14 protein-coding genes and 3 pseudogenes are annotated in these 17,768 nt (G+C 62.5%); 5 read left to right on the forward strand and 12 right to left on the reverse strand.

Features of this window, described 5'->3' with window-relative positions; translation table 11 throughout:
• Window positions 1–4 precede the first annotated feature (4 nt).
• The 3 genes from ACPEE0_RS10740 (at window position 5) to ACPEE0_RS10750 (ending at window position 2,124) form a co-directional block, all read left to right on the forward strand.
• The gene (locus tag ACPEE0_RS10740; RefSeq protein ID WP_424575269.1) at window positions 5–856 is read left to right on the forward strand and encodes a DUF4192 family protein; all 852 of its coding nucleotides are present in this window, start codon (window positions 5–7) and stop codon (window positions 854–856) included.
• Window positions 857–928: 72 nt separating this feature from the next.
• The gene (locus ACPEE0_RS10745) at window positions 929–1,117 is read left to right on the forward strand and encodes a hypothetical protein (protein WP_424574480.1); all 189 of its coding nucleotides are present in this window, start codon (window positions 929–931) and stop codon (window positions 1,115–1,117) included.
• The gene (locus ACPEE0_RS10750) at window positions 1,081–2,124 is read left to right on the forward strand and encodes an IS3 family transposase (protein WP_407709889.1); all 1,044 of its coding nucleotides are present in this window, start codon (window positions 1,081–1,083) and stop codon (window positions 2,122–2,124) included. The genes ACPEE0_RS10745 and ACPEE0_RS10750 overlap by 37 nt, the downstream gene beginning before the upstream one ends.
• Before the next feature lie 227 nt (window positions 2,125–2,351).
• Here ACPEE0_RS10750 and ACPEE0_RS10755 read toward each other — a convergent pair whose 3' ends face one another.
• The 5 genes from ACPEE0_RS10755 to ACPEE0_RS10775 all read right to left on the reverse strand — a co-directional run bounded on the left by ACPEE0_RS10755 (window position 2,352) and on the right by ACPEE0_RS10775 (window position 9,108).
• Entirely contained in the window at window positions 2,352–3,530 is a 1,179-nt protein-coding gene (locus ACPEE0_RS10755) for a flavin reductase (RefSeq protein ID WP_354177411.1), read from the reverse strand.
• 112 nt (window positions 3,531–3,642) lie between these two features.
• On the reverse strand, window positions 3,643–4,713 hold the full coding sequence (locus ACPEE0_RS10760; RefSeq protein ID WP_009359447.1) for an ABC transporter permease: 1,071 nt from the start codon (window positions 4,711–4,713) through the stop codon (window positions 3,643–3,645).
• Window positions 4,714–4,723: 10 nt separating this feature from the next.
• Window positions 4,724–6,286 carry a sugar ABC transporter ATP-binding protein gene (locus tag ACPEE0_RS10765; protein WP_200859201.1) on the reverse strand — a complete coding sequence of 521 codons (1,563 nt, stop codon included), beginning with the start codon at window positions 6,284–6,286 and terminating at the stop codon, window positions 4,724–4,726.
• Window positions 6,287–6,324: 38 nt separating this feature from the next.
• Window positions 6,325–7,479 (reverse strand): sugar ABC transporter substrate-binding protein, encoded by a 1,155-nt coding sequence (locus ACPEE0_RS10770; RefSeq protein ID WP_009359449.1) that lies wholly within the window; start codon window positions 7,477–7,479, stop codon window positions 6,325–6,327.
• A gap of 849 nt (window positions 7,480–8,328) precedes the next feature.
• Window positions 8,329–9,108 carry an SDR family NAD(P)-dependent oxidoreductase gene (locus ACPEE0_RS10775; RefSeq protein ID WP_009359450.1) on the reverse strand — a complete coding sequence of 260 codons (780 nt, stop codon included), beginning with the start codon at window positions 9,106–9,108 and terminating at the stop codon, window positions 8,329–8,331.
• 497 nt (window positions 9,109–9,605) lie between these two features.
• Here ACPEE0_RS10775 and ACPEE0_RS10780 point away from each other — a divergent pair, with 497 nt between their 5' ends.
• Together ACPEE0_RS10780 and ACPEE0_RS10785 are read left to right on the forward strand one after the other, a co-directional pair.
• Window positions 9,606–10,040 (forward strand): FAD-dependent oxidoreductase, encoded by a 435-nt coding sequence (locus ACPEE0_RS10780; RefSeq protein WP_424574481.1) that lies wholly within the window; start codon window positions 9,606–9,608, stop codon window positions 10,038–10,040.
• Complete coding sequence (locus ACPEE0_RS10785) at window positions 10,012–11,262, forward strand: FAD-binding protein (protein WP_424574482.1); 1,251 nt, start codon at window positions 10,012–10,014, stop codon at window positions 11,260–11,262. Before ACPEE0_RS10780 ends, ACPEE0_RS10785 begins: the two co-directional genes overlap by 29 nt.
• 274 nt (window positions 11,263–11,536) lie before the next feature.
• Here the strand turns inward: ACPEE0_RS10785 and ACPEE0_RS10790 are convergent.
• The 7 genes and pseudogenes from ACPEE0_RS10790 to ACPEE0_RS10820 form a co-directional block, all read right to left on the reverse strand.
• Window positions 11,537–12,240, reverse strand: a pseudogene (locus tag ACPEE0_RS10790) (IS481 family transposase); the annotation flags it as partial.
• 103 nt (window positions 12,241–12,343) lie between these two features.
• A pseudogene (locus ACPEE0_RS10795) lies at window positions 12,344–13,860 on the reverse strand (NAD-dependent succinate-semialdehyde dehydrogenase).
• Window positions 13,861–14,016: 156 nt separating this feature from the next.
• Complete coding sequence (locus ACPEE0_RS10800; RefSeq protein ID WP_424574483.1) at window positions 14,017–14,463, reverse strand: alpha/beta hydrolase fold domain-containing protein; 447 nt, start codon at window positions 14,461–14,463, stop codon at window positions 14,017–14,019.
• On the reverse strand, window positions 14,460–15,032 hold the full coding sequence (locus ACPEE0_RS10805; protein ID WP_424574484.1) for an alpha/beta hydrolase: 573 nt from the start codon (window positions 15,030–15,032) through the stop codon (window positions 14,460–14,462). The genes ACPEE0_RS10800 and ACPEE0_RS10805 overlap by 4 nt, the downstream gene beginning before the upstream one ends.
• Window positions 15,029–16,258 carry a flavin-containing monooxygenase gene (locus tag ACPEE0_RS10810; RefSeq protein ID WP_424574485.1) on the reverse strand — a complete coding sequence of 410 codons (1,230 nt, stop codon included), beginning with the start codon at window positions 16,256–16,258 and terminating at the stop codon, window positions 15,029–15,031. The genes ACPEE0_RS10805 and ACPEE0_RS10810 overlap by 4 nt, the downstream gene beginning before the upstream one ends.
• A complete protein-coding gene (locus ACPEE0_RS10815; RefSeq protein WP_424574486.1) occupies window positions 16,218–16,529 on the reverse strand; it encodes an NAD(P)-binding protein in 312 nt (103 codons plus the stop codon). The genes ACPEE0_RS10810 and ACPEE0_RS10815 overlap by 41 nt, the downstream gene beginning before the upstream one ends.
• 3 nt (window positions 16,530–16,532) lie before the next feature.
• Window positions 16,533–17,661, reverse strand: a pseudogene (locus ACPEE0_RS10820) (zinc-binding dehydrogenase).
• Window positions 17,662–17,768: the final 107 nt, after the last annotated feature.

Below are 17,768 nucleotides of genomic sequence, written 5' to 3' on the forward strand. Positions count from 1 at the left end.
CCGAATTCATCTACCGCGGCAGCACCGTCCAACCCACCAACCGCATCACACTCCCCACCACCAACGAAAGCGCCATCAAGGCGGCCGCCGTCGAACGCCATATGGACACTATCCAAGCCCTCCCGACTACGACCGCGACATCTCGGCCAGGGAACTGTGGGCCGGCATGCTCGACTCCGTGTCCTTCCCCAGCGACGACGACTGTCACGCACTGGTCGCAAACCTTCAATTCCCAGCCATCCGTGACCGGCTCATCGCGGACATCCCCGGACTGGACGAACCTATGAAGCGCATCCTGTTCGCTCAAACCCAGGGTGCCCCGAAATGGTCACGAATCGAGTGGGCACAACAACTACTTCTGCATGCCTACACCCGCACCAGCCCCCAACACCAAGCACCGGTCCTCACCACCATCGGCTACATCAACTGGTGGGAAGGCAGAGGCAGCAAAGCACACCAATTCCTCCAACTCGCCCTCGACACCGACCCCACCTACCGCCTCGCACGCCTCAGCGACCAAATGATCGCCTCCGGCCTCGTCGCAGGCTGGAACATGAACAAAAACACCGCCTACAAAGCCCTGCCCTTCGAAATCCCTGTGTGTCAGGCTGTTGTGCGACAGGTTTGCTGCCGACGCTGCCTGACACACAGGGCGAGGAAAGGTCCGTCATGGATTTTGTTATCCCTCCTCGTGCCTCGAACCGGAAGCACTTCACTCTCGCGCAGAAGCACGAGATTCTTGATGAGTACGACAAGTGCCTTGAGCGTGGGTCCAAGATCGCGTTCAGCCGTGCGGTGGGCATCACCGATGGCACTATCCGGCTTTGGGTCCGGCAGCGTGAATCGGGCGAGCTGAGATCCAGATTCAAGACAGGGAGTGAGGACCAGCGGTTGAGGCAAGGCGATAAGAGGCTGACTTAAACAGGTCTTGAAGGAGAACGAGATCCTCAAGGCCAAGCTGGCCAGGTCCGAGGCTGCGGTGGACATCCTGGGAAAAGCTTCCGCGCTCTTGGACGCCATGGCCAAGAGCGCGGCGGCGACGGACCCCGTGCTGAAGGAAGCGGAGCCGCAGCGGCCGGAGTGGTTGATCCCAAAGTCTGGAAAGACATCGCCCTGACCTTCGTCGGGAAGCTGGTGACGGCCGGCTGGTCAGCGGTGAAGGCCTGCGCATTGGTGGGCCTTCACCGCACTGCCTGGTATCGGCATCTGAGCCCGTCCGTCGCGGCAGGGATCACGGTGCCCCATGCCCAACGGGCCTACCCGAACCGGATCACCCAGACCGAAGCCGAGGAGTTCATGGCGACACTGAACTCCGAAGAATACGGGAATCTCTCCGTTACCCAGGCCTATTACCGGATGCTGGACGCGGGTCTCTGCTCGTTCTCGATCGCCGCCGCCCACCGTATCGTGGCCAGCTACGGGCAGAACGGTGACCGCCGCGCGCAACGCAGCAGCACCGGCCCTAAAAGGATCAAGCCCGTCCTGGAAGCCACGGCTCCCAACCAGCTCTGGAGCTGGGACATCACGATGCTCCACGGGCCTGGCAAACACACCTACCGGCTCTACACCATCCTGGATGTCTTCTCCCGCAAGGTCGTCGGGCATCGCGTCGAAACCACCGAAGCCGCGGCCTTCGCCTCGGCCCTGATCCGCGAGGCCGTGGCCAGGAACAAACAGTGCCCAGCGGTGCTGCATGCCGATAACGGCGCACCAATGCGGGCCGGCACAACGCTGGACCTCGCCCGGGCCCTGGGCATCACACTGTCCTACTCGCGCCCGAGGGTTTCTGATGACAATCCGTACTCAGAGTCACTGTTCAAGACCGTGAAATATGACCTGGATTTCCCGCGACGGTTCCAAGACCTGCAGCACGCCCGGGAATACATGGGCGAGTTTTTCGCAGGCTATAACAGCCATCATCGTCACAGTGGCCTGAACTACTACACGCCCGATACCGTCCATCACGGACTGATCGAGCAGGCGCGCAGGCAACGACAACAAACTCTCGATGCCTGCTACGCCCGCAACCCACACCGATACCGTCGTAAGCCCACCGCACCGGGAATCCCTCCCGTCGCAGGAATCAACCACAAAAAACCCACCCAGCTGTCACAAACAGCTTGATATGTACCGAAATGCCATAGAACGGGGAACGCAAAGTCGACCTCGCTTCCACTGCCCGCCACGCATCGCACCCTCAGGCGCCGTGGGTCCTTGCACACGACAACGGGGCGCAGCTCTCAAGTACCCCATCCGGTACGACTGCTCTGAGGATCAAAACCTGGACGGTGAACACCTCAGTTCTGAACGCGATGCACTTCAGGCCCAACGATTCCGGCGTGACGCCCCGGTCAGGCCAGCCTGCTCGTGATATGCGCCGTCGTCCCCAGAAGGCGCTCGATGCACTGCTGCAGGTCGCCCTTGGGCATGGCAAGCGGGATGTTGTGGACATTAACCATCAGGGCCAGACCGCCGCCGGCGTCGAAGACGGGCGCGCTGACGGACGCGACGGCTTCGGGCGGGTAGCCGTCCAAGCCATCGATGTCCTCCTGGGATCGGATCGAGGCGACGAGGCCCGCCTGCGTCCTGAACAGCCGCGCGAGCTCACGTGCCGATGCCGGCGTATGACCGTGCTCAGCGATGACGTCACTAATTCGATCGATATCAGCCAAGGATCGCCACACCGTCATCGCCCAACCGGTGCTACGAACGGTCGCCATCTCGTCGAGGATGCGCTCACGATCTTCGTTCGGCGTCCTCAACCGGTCAAGCCACTCGTCCTGCTCGCGCTCAGGAAGCCATGCCATGAAGGCTTCGCCCCACGGAGGGACGAGAGGCAGCACCATACCGACACGCGACGGCTGCACCGGCCGCGATGGGGGGTGCACGGAAGCGACGACGACGATATCTTGCCCCTTCAAGACCTGGGCATAGCACTCGAAGCCCACGTCAGCGGCCAGCGCCTCGACATCGTCGCGGGCGCGGTCAGCGACGGCAAGGCTCTCGAGCATGCTTGCGCTCGCGCCCATGGAGAGAGATTTAGTCGCAAAGCCGCCGTAGCCGCCCTGGAAGAAGAGCAACGGAACGGTCGGGACCCCGGTACCGAGGTTCTTTACACGCCCCAGGACGATGTAATGGTCCCCGGCTTCGTCGACTCGTTCGAACTCACAGTCGATCCAAGCGACGACACCGTCAAGCACCGGAGCTCCCGAGGGCGCTGGAGCCCAGTTGATACCGGCGAACTTGTCGCTGCCGCTCACCGCGAACTGGCGGCAGACGTCCTCCTGCTTCGCCGACAGGACGTTAACACAGAAGGTGCTGGCGCCACGAAGATCGGCGAACGAGGAAGACGTCCGGGCCGGCAGGAATGCCACCAGCGGCGGGTCCAATGAGACCGATGTGAACGATCCCACCACCATCCCAACGGGCCTTCCGTCCGAGGCCAGCGCAGTGATCACCACCACGCCCGTGGGCAGGTGGCCGAGAACCTCGCGGAAGCGGTTGTCGTCGAACGTTGTGCCGGTTTGCATCTGCGCTCCTACCAAGAGATTTATGACTAACGCGAGGGGCTTTCGGGCAACCCTCGCTGGTTCCGACGGCGGTCGCGTGATCGTGCGGTAAGGGATCACGCGACCGCCGAGGTCACCGTCCGACAGTGTCCGCCCGGACTCCTGCCGCTTCATGATCATCACTCGGGTCAGGCTGGGGCGAGACGGCCGGTGCACTGGGAACTTCGTCCACCACTTTCGCTCTCCGCTTGCTCTGCTGACGAGTGAACATCACCGCTGCGACGAGGGCAGCACCGTTGAAGAGGGGGGTGATCCAGAATCCTGAGCCCGACGATGACAGCTGGAGGCCCTGGACGCCCAGGGCCAACGTGAAGATCGCCAGAAGGGTGCCCCACACATTTGGCCGCATGTTGAACTGGGTGGCTCCCAGGAAGATGGCCGCGTAGGCCGGAAAGAGAAATGGCATCCCGATCGAGTTCGAGAAGGTTCCCACCTGCGCGATGAAGACGACGCCGGCGAGTCCCGCTATCGCGCCCGCGGCGACGAACGTGCCGATCACCACCCGCTCGGTTCGCACGCCCGAGAGGCGTGCCGCTTCCCGGTTGAACCCGGACGCATAGAGGTGTCGTCCAACCTTCGTCCATTGCAGGACGTACCACAGCAACAGACCCAGAGCCAGCGTCACGAAGAGACTGTTCGGCACACCGAGGAACCGTCCCCGCCCCACCTCAGTAAAGGCCTGTGGCAGCGTGGCGAGCACCTGCTCGTTGTTCGAAATCTTCAAAGCGATGGCAGCCAGGATCTGGCTGGTGCCCAAGGTCGCGATAAAGGAGTTGATCCCGAGCTTTCCGACGAGGATGCCGTTGAAGAACCCCACCAATGTGCACACCAGGACGGCGATCAGACAGATCACCATGATGCCGAGCCCGGGGTAGGCGTTGCTCAGCCAAGCGACAAGAATCACCGACAGCGCGAGATTGGTGCCGAGGCTTATGTCGAACTCACCGGCAACGAACGGCAGGAGCGCAGCCAAGGCGAGGATACCGACGACCGCTTGGCTCCGGGCGATGCTTTGGAACGTGATCTCAGACAAGAACAGGTCCGGGATCGTGATGGCGAACACCAGGGTGATCAGCGCCAGCAAGTAGAGCACGCTTGCCCGTCTGGGGCTCAGCACACTCGCAGCACTCTTCAGGTCAGTCATGCGATATCTCTCATCCTTGCGGGTCGCTGTCGCGTCCCGCGTCATTGGTGGGTCGTACTTCGGTGGGGCGGAGCTGTTCCTCTTCGATGCGCTCTACTGTCACATCGGTGCCGATAAGCTCGGTGCTGGGACTTTTACGACGCAGGACCAGGACACGAGTTGACACCTGGACCAACTCCTCGACGTCGGAGGAGCAGACGAGGACGGCTGCTCCTGCGGCAGCAGCACCAACCACGAGGTCGTGGATGGTGGCCTTAGCACCGACGTCGACGCCCTGAGTGGGCTCATCAAGGACGAGCACCCTGGGCCGGGTCCTCAGGAGTCGGCCCAAGACGACCTTCTGCTGGTTGCCACCAGAGAATTGATCGATGGCCCGCTCCTGCATCGGAGGCCTCACGTCCAGCGCCTCCATCCACTTCTGGGTTTCCTTGCGCTCGAGACGCCGGCTGAGTCGGCGCGCTCTCGAGACGGATCGCAGATCCGCGATCGTGAGGTTCTCTCTGAGTGTCGCGGTGCTGAGCAGTGCATCGCGGCGCCTCTCGGCGGGTGCGTACCCGAGCCCGGAGGCCAACGAAGCGGCGGGGTCGCCAGGTCGAATGGCCTTCCCGTCGATCGTCACCTCCCCCGAGTGACGCGTCTGCCCCGCGACCGCTCCGGCGAGGTCCTCGCGACCAGAGCCGGTCAGCCCGGCCACGCCCAAGACCTCACCTGGACGTACGTCGAGATCTAACGCGCGCAGTCCACCGATACTCACTCCCCGCACGCTGAGCCGCGGCACGACGTCCGAAGTGCCCGGCATCGCAGACGAGTCGGACTCGCTGCGAGGGGTCAGGGCGCGCCCCAGCATGAGCTCAACAAGACGGTCGTGCGACAGGTCTCGAGACATCACCGTCGTCACTTTGCGTCCGTCGCGCACTACGGTGATCGTGTCTGCCAGACCCATCACTTCGTCCAGGTGATGACTGATGAACAGGACTGAACCCCCAGCTGCCGTCAGACGCCGAAGAGCGTCGAACAGCAACTGGGCGTCGGGGCCCGCGAGTGATGCCGTGGGTTCATCGAGGACCAGCAGCGCCGGCCGGTCCTCGCCTGACAGCGCCCGGACGATGGCTACCGCGGTGCGCTGCGCCGCCGTCAGCGATCCCACGAGCGCCCTTGGATCGATCTCGTAGCCGAACTCCTCCAGCGCTCGGCCCGCGCGGGACCACTCATCGGCCTTGGAGATGCGAGAGACCCATGCCTGGTCGGCCATCATGAAGAAGTTCTCCGCGACGCTCAGTTCGTCAATGAGCCCGAGGTCCTGGTGGACGAAGCGCAGGCCGGCCGCGTTTGCCGCCGACGCTGAACCCAGGTCGAACAGCTCGCCCTTTACAGCGGTCTCGCTGCCGGGGTCCGGTGTGTGATATCCGCCGAGCAACTTGACCAAGGTCGATTTGCCGCAGCCGTTTTGGCCCACCACGGCGTGGATCTCGCCCTGATGGATGTCCAGATCCAGTGAGTCGAGAGCGCGCTGGGCGCCAAAGGTCTTGCTGACCCCGCGGAGCGAAAGGACCGGCTCGGCCGCCGAGCTCACGGTAGTACTCATCATCATCCTTCCCAGAACTCCGGCGCCTAGGAGATCTGCCAGAGCTTCTTGTACTGGTCCTGGTAACCCGGCTGGGCCCAACTGGTCTCGCCCTTGGGCATGTTCTCGGTCGTCCACATCTGGAGGCTAACCTTCGCGTGCTCCGCCTGCAGCGTGTCCATGCCGACGCTCATGCGCGCCATCTGGTCGAACGCCAGCCATGGCATGTTCACGTTCGACGTGAGGAGCCCTGCATGGAAGTCCCCGCTCTCGATCTTCTTGACCGCGAGGTTACCGGGCGAGTTGATGTAGATCTTGACGTCATCCAGGCCAGCGGCTGCCAAAGCCTCGGGCAGGCCGTTCGTCAGCGTGTCGAAGCTTGCGACGACGTACTTCGTGTCGGGGTTCTGACGGATGGCGTTGACCACCTGGGACGCGATGTCCCCGCTGAGACCTTCGGCCGAGATGCCCAGCTTGTTCAGGGTGCACCCACCGCAGTTCTTCTCGACGTGCTTGGGCACGATGTCGTCGAGATCTGCCAGATTGGGGAAGTCAGGGGCGTTCAGGTAAAGGATCGTGCCTCTGCCCTCGCTGTCGATGATGGCCTGGTCAGTGACGCCGACGTTGCCGTCTATGGCGGCGTCGGCCTGGGCGTTGCCGAAGATGCCTTCCGCTTCGCCTACTCCCGCTGTCTGGAAGACCGGGATGCCCGCCGACTTCGCCGCTTCGAGGCCCTGCCCCATCACGGTGGGGCTGCCGGCCTGAACGGCAATGTAGTCTGCACCCTCACTGACGGCGCGAATCATCGCGTTGCTCACGGACTGCGGGTCCGCTCCGTCGACGGCGCTGATCGCGACCTTCCACTGCAGGGCTGCCGCGGCTGCCTCGGTAGCCGCGTCGTACTCCGCGGCGGTCGGGTTGTTGTAGCGGATGTACTTCACGACCTTGCCGGCCTCGGGCTTTTTGGTCAGCGGAGTGTCGACGTCGATCTTCTCGACCGGGACCAGGTACGGGGCAATTCGCTCCTTAGCTGCTGCGACATCCGCTTCGGCAGCTGCGACATCCACTTCACCAGACTTGCTGGACGAGCTTGCGTCGGTGCCACACGCCGCCAGGGCGACCAGCAGCAGAGCGGACAGCGCGCCCCCGGCTCCTTGTTTGGCGCGGTGCGGGGAATTTCCGCGGTGAGTTGAGTTGAACATAGCCTGGCCTCCAGGGGTAGGGCAGAGATGGGATGAAAGTGGACGGACGATCTTGGCCGTCTCCGCGGCGGTGTCGTTCACCGATGTGGAGCACGGCAGCCGTCCGTCATCGACCAGGGAGATCTGTCCCGGTGATGGAGGGGCACTGTGAAGGTGGGGAGAACAGTCCGATTTTGACCGCGTTACAGCTCCCCAAAATTTGTGTGCTGGATCACTAAAGCATAGTAATCGTACGTAAGTCAATGGAATCGGCCATGGCACGAAAACTATTTACGGTCAGGTGGCGAGAGTAGGGATCCAGTTGAGAATAGCAAGTGCATCTAGTCACGGCTTGCAGCCCGACTGGACCCTAACGGGCTGCTTGAGCTGCAGCAGAGCGGACTGGGCTCCTCGTTTCCAGCCGCGCCGGGCGGGGTTCCGTTGGGCCCCGGCGAATAATCCGGCCACCCGCAGGAACCGCTACTCGATTCCCTGCCGGGCGAGAGGATTAGTTCGGAGCACACACACCGTACGTAAATCGATCGATTTATGGTGGAAGAGGGCAGCCTGAGGCCTGGGCATCTCGGGCCTTTTCCGTAAAGCGGGGTTAAGACGCGGCGCGGTTCAACGCGATGCAGGGCTCAAATAGCTACGGAACTACTGATTGAGACCCGTAATGCCTGCAGCCAGAAGCCGACTCGATAGGACGTTGACCTATCGGACGGCCGGGCCCCTTTCCAGGAGCTCGGCCGCCCAAGGCTGCTAGGGCATCACAAAGAGGTCAGGACAGAACCTGCCCCCCCCCTTTAAAGGATGCGAAGTTGTCGGGCTGCGGGTGACAGGACGCCACCCGTAATGCCCGTCGAGACATTACTGGGGCCGCATTGAGTGGCCAGGGTTGAGGGCCATTTGACCGCCATCGACAGGAATCGTATGACCCGTTATAAAGGACGCATCCTCGGAAGCCAGGAACAGAATGGCAGCAGCCTGCTCTTCAGCTCGGCCCATCCTCTTCCACGGAACCCTCGCGATGCGTGCCTCGAAGGCCTCAGGTTCGCGCTTCTGCCATTCCAAAGAAGCTGGCGTCTCGCTCATTCCCGGGGAGACTGCATTCACGCGGATACCGTACTTTGCCCACTCCACGCCCAAAGCCTTCGTGAGCCCCACAACCGCGTGCTTGGCAGCGGTGTATCCAACATCGTTGGGCAATGCCGCAAGGCCGGCAAGGGACGACAGATTGACGATGGCTCCCCGGTTGCGCGGGATCATGGAAGCATTGGCGACTGCCTGGGACATGAAGAAGGTTGCCGTGAGGTTCACCCCGATCACGCGGTCCCATGAGGCATACGATTCTGCGGGCTGCATATTCTCGCCTCCCGCGTTATTAACCAGAACATCGATGGACCCATGGTCCTCAACGATCTGCTGAACAGCCTTTGCGGCTACTTCCCTGTCCGTGATATCAAACCCTGCGGCGGCCGCATTGCCGCCCAGCGAATTGATCTCCGCAACGACCGCGTCCACGGACTCCTTGTGCAGGTCATTGATGAGCACAAAGGCACCTTCCTCCGCGAACTTCAGTGCTGTGGCTTTTCCGATGCCGCGGCCTGAACCGGTGATGAGTGCGACTTGGTCTTTGAAACGTGACATTTAAGCTGGGTCCTATCTTCTGCGTTGCGCGTCATCCCTCATTGGATGCGCTGTTAACTGGACGAATATCCGAACGCGGCACCAGCGCGGATTTGTTGGCGCCGGGGAACGCCAGTTCAGCACACGAACCGTACGGAAGTCAACACTTTTGGCGGTTTCCTAGAACATGAATCTAGCAAGCGGGGCTTGTCGTCGAGGCCCTGCTAGGAGTCAGATCAGCTTGGCATTGACTTGAACTAGAACACGGAACTATTCTCCTATTGAACTGGCGCTTTCACCGCTCTCGTTCACGTACTTCGAAACGATGCGCGGTCCCGGGCTCCACGGTGGCCGACGGCAATACGCAACTCGGATCCAAGAGACCAATGTTGGTCTGTCAGGTGACGAACCTGCCGAAATGACCGTGAGGCGACCACTGCAGGTTGCCCGCTGGTCCCGATCATCAAGTTGTAGATGGGTCGCTAATGACAACTTCCTCGTTAGAAAGAAAAAGCGCCATGAATTTCGCACCTAGTACTTACGATTTTGTCGTCCTAGGAACCGGTGCAGCGGGGCTCATCGCTGCCCTGTCAGCAGCAGACCATGGAGCTTCTGTACTGGTTTTGGAAAAGGGCGACAAGATTGGCGGGTCAACTGCGCTGTCGAGTGGTGTCGCCTGGATTCCTGCCAATAAATACGCTGCAGCCGCTGGTTTTCCGGACTCCCAAGAAATGGCCCTGGATTACCTGGCGTCCCTCTCGCACGACCTGGTACGCCCGGAAATGGCGGAAGCGTTCGTCCATTCGGGCCCCGAAATGATCGACTGGCTTGAGGACCGAACCCCGCTCCGTCTGAAGCTCGTACCGGGTTTCCCCGACTATCACCCGGAACATCCCGGCGGAAAGCCCGAGGGGGGGCCGGTCGGTGGAACCAGAACTCTTTTCCTTTGGTGAACTAGGAGAATGGGCAGATCGTGTTGTCGGTCATCCTCGCCACATGTTGATCACTGAAACTGCGATTGGTGGCGGTACCGGCTTCCTGGAGGACGATGTTGATCAAAAACGTCGAACCGAAAAGATAGAAGGACTTGGTCGCGCAATGGTAGGCGCCCTCCTGAAGGGATGCTTGGATAAAGGCGTCGGGGTACGAACACATACGCGTGCGACCGATCTTGTACTTGAAGATGGCAAGGTGCGCGGTGTCATCTGCGAAACTGTTGCTGGGACCGAGACCATCAACGCCCGCGGCGGAGTCATCATAGCTACCGGCGGGTTCGAGCGAGACACCGATCTGGTGAAGGCATTCTTGCGCGGGCCCGTCGAACACCTAACGGGCGTTCCGACCAACACCGGCGACGGGCTACGCATGTCAATGCGCATCGGTGCCATGCTCGGCGCGATGCGTGAAGCGTGGTGGGTCCCAGTCGTGGCGATCCCAGATGAGACGCACCCCGAGGGGAAGCGCGGGCATCTCGTAGAATTCGAGCGCACCATGCCAAGGTCGATCATGGTCAACCGCTATGGCGTTCGGTTCACGAATGAAGCAGCAAGCGACAACGACTTGGGTGGTCCCTTTCATCACCTTGATACCCACTTTAATTGGGTAAATAACCCCTGTTGGCTCATATTTGACCAAGAATACGTAACTCAGTACGGCGGTTTTGGCATCCCGGCCGGTCGAGAGATGCCAGGTTGGGTGACCCGCGCGGACTCGATTGAGGCTTTGGCTTCCGAACTCGACATTCCTGCCGCAGCTTTCCAAGAGACAGTCGCGAAATGGAATGCTGCCGTCCAAGGCGGCCGCGACGAAGAGTTTGGCCGCGGAGATAGTGCCCATGACGTATGGTTCGGTGATAGAACGCACTACCCAACCCGCCAGGCAACCCTGGGACCGATCGATCAAGGTCCCTACTATGCCGTCCAGGTTCACATTAGTACGTTGGGCACCACAGGTGGGCCCCAGACGACAGCAAACTGTGAGGTCATTGATGTACACGGCGACGTTATCCCGGGGCTATGGGCGGCCGGCAACGCCATGGCATCGCCGACACGTATGATCTATGGGGGCGCCGGGGGATCACTGGGTCCAGCTCTGGTGTTTGGCTACCGTGCAGGACGCCATGCTGCATCCACCCGCGCATCGACCGCGGCAACAACAGAACAGGAACACCGCTAGGGTCGGCCGGGCGGGCGCAAAGTGTGTGACGGCGCTTCTGGTCCAATCTCCTATAGGGTCAGATCCGTTTCGCCGGGCGCACTCTTTGCTGCTCCGCGGTTCAGTCGACAAATCGAACGAAAGACACCACAGTTAGTCAGACTTCTGGCCGACGTCAGACTGGACTACAAATGCAGCACCACCACAAGTCGTCACTACTTTTGCTGTTTGGTCAGTGGCCGCTAGGGGCGGGTCCGGCAGGACTGGATCTATGGAACCGGAGCTACCAAGGCTCAGAGCGGTTGCAGACTCCGTTATCGGTGAACGCGACCTTGACGAACACTCCGTGGGTGGCGAAGAACGCGGCCGCGCAGATGCAGAAAGCGGCAGCGATCTCCTGCTTCTCGTCGCCGAGCATTCCTGCGTACGCGAAGCCCAGAGTGGTCGTCGACGGCGTGGTGCTTACGCGTACCGGTCCTGGCTACGGTTCTTCCTGCCTTGCGCCCGGCCTCAGGGCGAGGTGCCCGCCGCCATACAGGATGTGTCCGAGCTTCTTGATGTCGACGCGGATCAGCTCCCCGGGATGGTCGTGTTCATAGTATTGGGGTGCCGGCTTTCGTGGATAGTCCGGTGCCCTGCTCCAGACAGGTCACCGGTGGCATTCGTTGCCTGGGCCAGAACCTTAGCCACGGTCAAGTGGATCATTTAGCGCTGGGCCTCGATGCGGTGCGGTCCCGCACCGGCGGCTAAACCGCAAGGCCATAATCCGCCGCTCGGCGCGCACGGATATGCGGTTTGGAGTGCGACGCGGACGGGAAAACAGAGCAGCCATGCCCTCCTCGCCTAGTCAGTATCGGTGCACCATGTATTGGCGAACCGTGGAGCATTGGTCGCTTTCCGCGCCCGGCGCGGCGTCCAGCCTTGTTCAATGACCAGGCAGGAAAGCTGTTTCCTGGCCTTAGGAGTCAGACCGGCGTTGGCATGGGCAGCGTAGGACACGAGGGCCTCCTAGCGGCAGGAAGAGTGGTAGCCCGAATCGATAGCGGAGGCCTTCGCGTTCCACATGACACCACGCTCATCACGACGTCCGCGGGAAGTATAGCTAGTTCGTGTAGGGGTCGGTGATGCCGATGTATTGGGTGGTGGTGTATTCGGTGATGCCTTCTGTTCCGCCTTCGCGGCCGAGTCCGGATTGTTTGACGCCGCCGAAGGGGGCTGCGGCGTTGGAGATGATGCCGGCGTTGAATCCGATCATGCCGAATTCGATCTGTTCGGCCACCCGCAGGAGGCGGTTGAAGTCGCGGCTGTAGAGGTAGGACGCGAGCCCGTACTCGGTGTTGTTGGCCAGGCGAATGGCTTCTTGCTCGGTGGTGAAAGTGGTGATGGGGGCGACGGGGCCGAAGATTTCCTGGCCGAGGATGGCTGCGTTGTTCGGGACGTTAGCGAGGACGGTGGGCTGGTAGAGTAGCCGGGCCCGTCAAGGGGTGCCCCGCCGGTCACGGCTGTGGCGCCGGCGTCGACGGCGGCGGTGACGAGGGCGTGGACGTCGTCGCGGGCGCCGGCGTCGATGAGCGGGCCGACCTGGGTGGACGGGTCGGTGCCGCGGCCAGTTGACAGTTTGCCCATCGCTTTGGCGAATTTGGTGGTGAATTCGTGGGCGACGGTTTCGTGGACGAGGAAGCGGTTGGCGGCGGTGCAGGCTTCGCCCATGTTCCGCATCTTCGCCGCCATGGCTCCTTCGACGGCGGCGTCCAGGTCGGCGTCTTCGAAGACGATGAAGGGGCGTTCCGCCCAGTTCCATCGAGGTCCGCAGGACGTTCTGCGCGGCGTCGGCCATGAGCCGCTTCCCGACGGGAGTGGAGCCGGTGAAGGAGACTTTCCGCAGCCGGGAGTCCTTCAGCAAGGGCCCGGAGATCCCGGACGCGGAGGAGGAGGCGACGACATTGAGGACTCCGGCGGGAGGCCGGCGTCGAGCATGGTCTGCGCAAAGTACTGCGCCGTCAACGGTGTCAGCTTCGCGGGTTTGAGGACCATGGTGCAGCCGGCCGCGACGGCGGGGGCTACCTTCCGGGTCGCCATCGCCAGGGGGAAGTTCCAGGGAGTGATCAGCAGGCACGGTCCGACGGGTTTGTGCTGGACCAGGATCTTGTTCTTCCCCTCGGGGGTGGTGAGGTAACGGCCGTAGTCGCGGACTGTTTCCTCGGAGAACCAGCGCAGGAACTCCGCCCCGTAGGTCACTTCGCCGCGGGCCTCGGCCAGGGGTTTGCCCATTTCCAGGGTCATCAGCAGGGCGAAGTCCTCGGCGCGTTCGGTGACGAGGTCGAAGGCGCGGCGCAGGATCTCAGCCCGCACCCGGGGTGCGGTGCGCGCCCAGGACGCCTGGACGGCGTCGGCCGCGTCCAACGCCTTGATGGCGTCATCGCTGGTGGCCGAGGCGAGGGTGGCGAGCACTTTCCCGGTAGCGGGGTCGTGAACGTCGAAGGTGCCGCCGTCGGACGCGTCCACCCACTTCCCGCCGATCAATAGTCCGGTAGGCACCGATGCGAGGAGCGCGGCCTCGCGCTCGGGCGAAATGGGTTCGGCTGCGGGAACAGTGGGCAGCACGGAAGTAACTGTCATGGAAAAAATGTCCTCGGGAAGTGGTCAGGAGCTGCGGGCCGGATAGCACCGGCCGCAGGGTTTACAGATCCGGCGTGCTGGGTTGCGAGACACATCCAGGCGTGATGTAAGGCGCCAGGGCAGGCAGGGGCCGCCGGGCACGGGCGGGGGGCCGGGTTAGCTGATGGTTTTGGTTGGGTTGGTGAGTTCGATCAGCCAGTTCGCGGCCCGGTCGAACAGTTTTGCCCCGGTCGGGATCAACCCGGCTGAGGTGAACAGGCCGTGGGAGTGGCGCGGAAGGTGATGGTGCTCCACCATGGCTCCGGCGTGTGCGAGCAGGCCTGCGTAGGCGATGCCTTCATCGGCCAAAGGGTCCAGCCCGACCGTGACCACGAAGGCCGCGGGCACACCGTTGCGGGCGAAATCGGCGCGGCTGCGCAACCCGGGCGAGACGCGCAGGTCACTGGCCGTCTGGCCATCGGGCAGGTAAAGGCTCCGGAACCACCGCATCGAGTCCGCAGTCAGCGGGAAACCCTCAGCGATCCGGGCGTACGACTCCGATTCGTCCAGCAGGTTTGCCACCGGGTAGAGCAACACCTGGCCGATGATGGTGGTTCCGTTCACGACAGAACCGGGTCCGTGGCAAGGACCGTGGCGAGGTTGCCTCCGGCGCTGTCCCCGGCCACGACGATACGGTTCCGGTCCCAGCCGTACTCCGGCGCTTTGTCCCTGACGAATTCGAGAGCGGCGCGGCTGTCCTCGAGCGGGGTGGGGAACGGATGCTCCGGGGCCAGCCGGTACTCAACGGACACCACATCCAGGCCGCTGACCGCGGCCAGACGCCGGCAGAGACGGTCGTGCGTGTCCAGTGAACCGATCACCCAGCCCCCGCCGTGCAGGAACACAACAACGGGACGCGGCGCCCCGCCACTGCCGGTCCCGGTCCCGGGATGGTAGCGGCGCAGGCCGATAGCACCGCCCTTGACCGGGCACTGCAGGGTCTCAACGCGCTCCAGTGACACTACCGGGATCCCGTTCGCGGCGCAGCCGGCCTCGTACGCGGCCCGGGCCTGCTCCAGGGGCACGTCCTGGAAACTGACCCCTCCCCCGTCACGGAACGCCCGGATCAGGGCCACCGCATCTGGCGCGACTTCATCAAGCGGGACAGCCGCCGTCGAGAGCTCAGCTGTCATACTTCCGTCGTTTCCCTCACCGGCAGCGCGGCGCCGGAAACCAGGTAGTCGGCCGGCCTCCACTGCCCGGCCAGGCTGCGGTACTCCTCAACCGTCCCGGACCAGTTGTTAATGACCTTGCCAGCGGCGTTCTTGTACCAGCTCGAGCAGTCAGAAGAAAAAGCCGACCCTTCCATCGCGTCCTGCAAAGCAGTGTTGTACGAGGCCAACACCTGGCCCCGGACCTCCACCGCGGCCTGCGGGACCGGCAGCAGGTGCTCGAGAACTTCAAGAATGTAAGCCTGCTGGATTTCCAACATGGTGATGATCGAGTTGTGGTTCAGGTTCGTGTTCGGACCGTAAATCATGAACATGTTCGGGAACCCGTCCACGCTCATCCCAAGGTAAGCCTCCGCGCCCTCAGCCCACCGGTCCTGCAGGTTCCCACCCGCGGCCCCGATGACCTGCAAATCACCCAGGAACGCCTGGCTGCTGAACCCCGTCCCGTAAATAATCACATCCGCTTCATGGACCCTCCCGTCACGGGTGCGCACACCCTCCGGGACGATAGCCTCGATGCCCTCAGTGACCAGCTCAACGTTCCCACGAGTCAACGCCGGGTAGTAATCGTCACTGCGCAGAATACGCTTGCATCCGAACTCGTAATCAGGGGTCAGCTTGCGCCGCAGCTCCGGGTCCGGAACCTGCGCCTCAAGATGGGCCAACGCCTGATCAACACCGGCCCGCTGCGCGTCGGTATCGTGACGCGTGCGTTCAAAGCCGCTCTCCCGGAAATCATGCAGGGTCCGGCGGCTTTGCTCAAACGTTTCCGGACGCTCCTCGAAAGTATCAAGCTGCTCCGCGCTGAAGACCACCTGGTTGCGGGGCATGATCCAGTTCGCACTGCGCTGAAAGACCTCCAGGCGCCCGGCGACCTTGGCCACTTCCGGAACATACTGGACAGCGCTGGCCGCCGAACCGATGCTGATGACCTTCTTCCCCGCCAAATCCACGCCGTGGTCCCAGCGGGCGGAATGAAAAGCGATCCCCCGGAACTCCTCAATGCCCGGAAAATCCGGCACAAGCGGCGTGTTCAACTGGCCCCACGCCGGGATGAAAACACGTGCCGTGTGTTCGCCCGAACCAGCGACCTGCAAACGCCACAGCACCTTCTCCACATCCCACACCGCCGACGTGACCTCGGCGTTAAAGTTCAGGTGCGGGCCGAGCGCGAACCGGGCAGCCAAACGCTCCGATATAGCCCATCAGCTCATCACGGTCCGCGTACATCCGGCTGACCCGCCGGTGCGGAAAAAAGCTGTAACAGTACAGGTGCGCCTCAGTGTCGCAGGCAGCCCCCGGGTAACTGTTATCACGCCACACCCCACCCAGGCCCGGACCCTTATCAAAAATGGCGAAGTTCTCAATGCCCGCCCGCTTGAGCTGCGCGCCCATGCCCAGGCCACCAAAACCCGCGCCCAGGACCACAACATCGTGATCAGTTCTCTGGATGCCCATCAGTTATTTCCGTTCTGACTCTGTTGATTCAAAAGTAATGACTTGCCGGATCCCGCTGCCCGACGCCAAAGCGTCCATGCCCTCGTTGATCTCGTCAAGGCTGATCTGCCGCGAGACCAGCCGTTCCAGCGGAAGCTTCCCCTCACGCCAAAGTTGTTCAAAAACAGGAATATCCCGCTGCGGCACAGCCGAGCCCAGATAACTTCCCACGATCGACTGCGCCTTCGCAGTCAGCCGCAACGGCTCAATCGAAGACACAGCCCCCGGAGCCGGCAGACCCACGGTAACCAACGTGCCACCCAGGCCCAAAAGCCGGAACGCGGTCTCAAAAGCGCGGGGATGCCCCGCAGCCTCAAGCACCACATCCACAGCCACCGACCGCTCCAACGCCTCTTCCGGCGTGTACGCCGCGGTAGCCCCCCACTGCCGCGCAAGATCCAACTTGGACTCCTGCGCATCCACCGCAATCACACTCCGGCAACCAGTAGCCAAAGCAGCCAACAAACCAGCCATACCCACTCCCCCCAAACCGACAATCGCCACGCTCGACTCGGAAGTGATACGCCCAGCGTTCAGAAGCGCCCCGCCCCCGGTCAAAACCGCACAACCCAGCAGGGCCGCAATCGTCGGCGGCACATCCGCACCCACCGGCACCACCGACCGATGATCCACCACCGCGTACGTGGCAAACCCCGAAACACCCAAATGGTGCGCCACCCTCTCACCGCCACGGGTCAAATGAGACGAACCACCCAGCAAAATCCCCTGCTCATTACTCCTGCTCCCAGCCGAACACGGCAACTTCCCCTCCGTCAGGCACGCCTCGCACTGCCCGCAACGCGGCAAAAAAAGTCATCACCACCCGACGGCCAACAAGCCCAACATCAACCCCAAGGCCCACACCCTCGACAATCCCCGCCGCCTCATGACCCAACAACATCGGAACCGGCCGCGGACGCGGACCATTAACCACCGACAAATCCGAATGGCACAGCCCCGCCGCCTCAATCCGCACCAACACCTCACCCGCCGCCGGACCACTCAAAATAAGCTCATCCACCGTTATAGGCCGGCTCCCCGCATACGGACCCTCAACCCCCAACGAATTCAACACCGCACCACGAATCGTCAACGTCGGCAGCGAGCCCACAACGTCGTCGCAGTGGCGCTCCGCGGCTACGGCGCACATGTCATTCTCCGTCGACCGGTCGCCCCACTTTGAGCGCAATGCGGTTGCTG

Origin of the sequence: Arthrobacter sp. SD76 (genome assembly GCF_049726125.1) — a bacterium.
GTDB classification, from domain to species: domain Bacteria; phylum Actinomycetota; class Actinomycetes; order Actinomycetales; family Micrococcaceae; genus Arthrobacter; species Arthrobacter nitrophenolicus.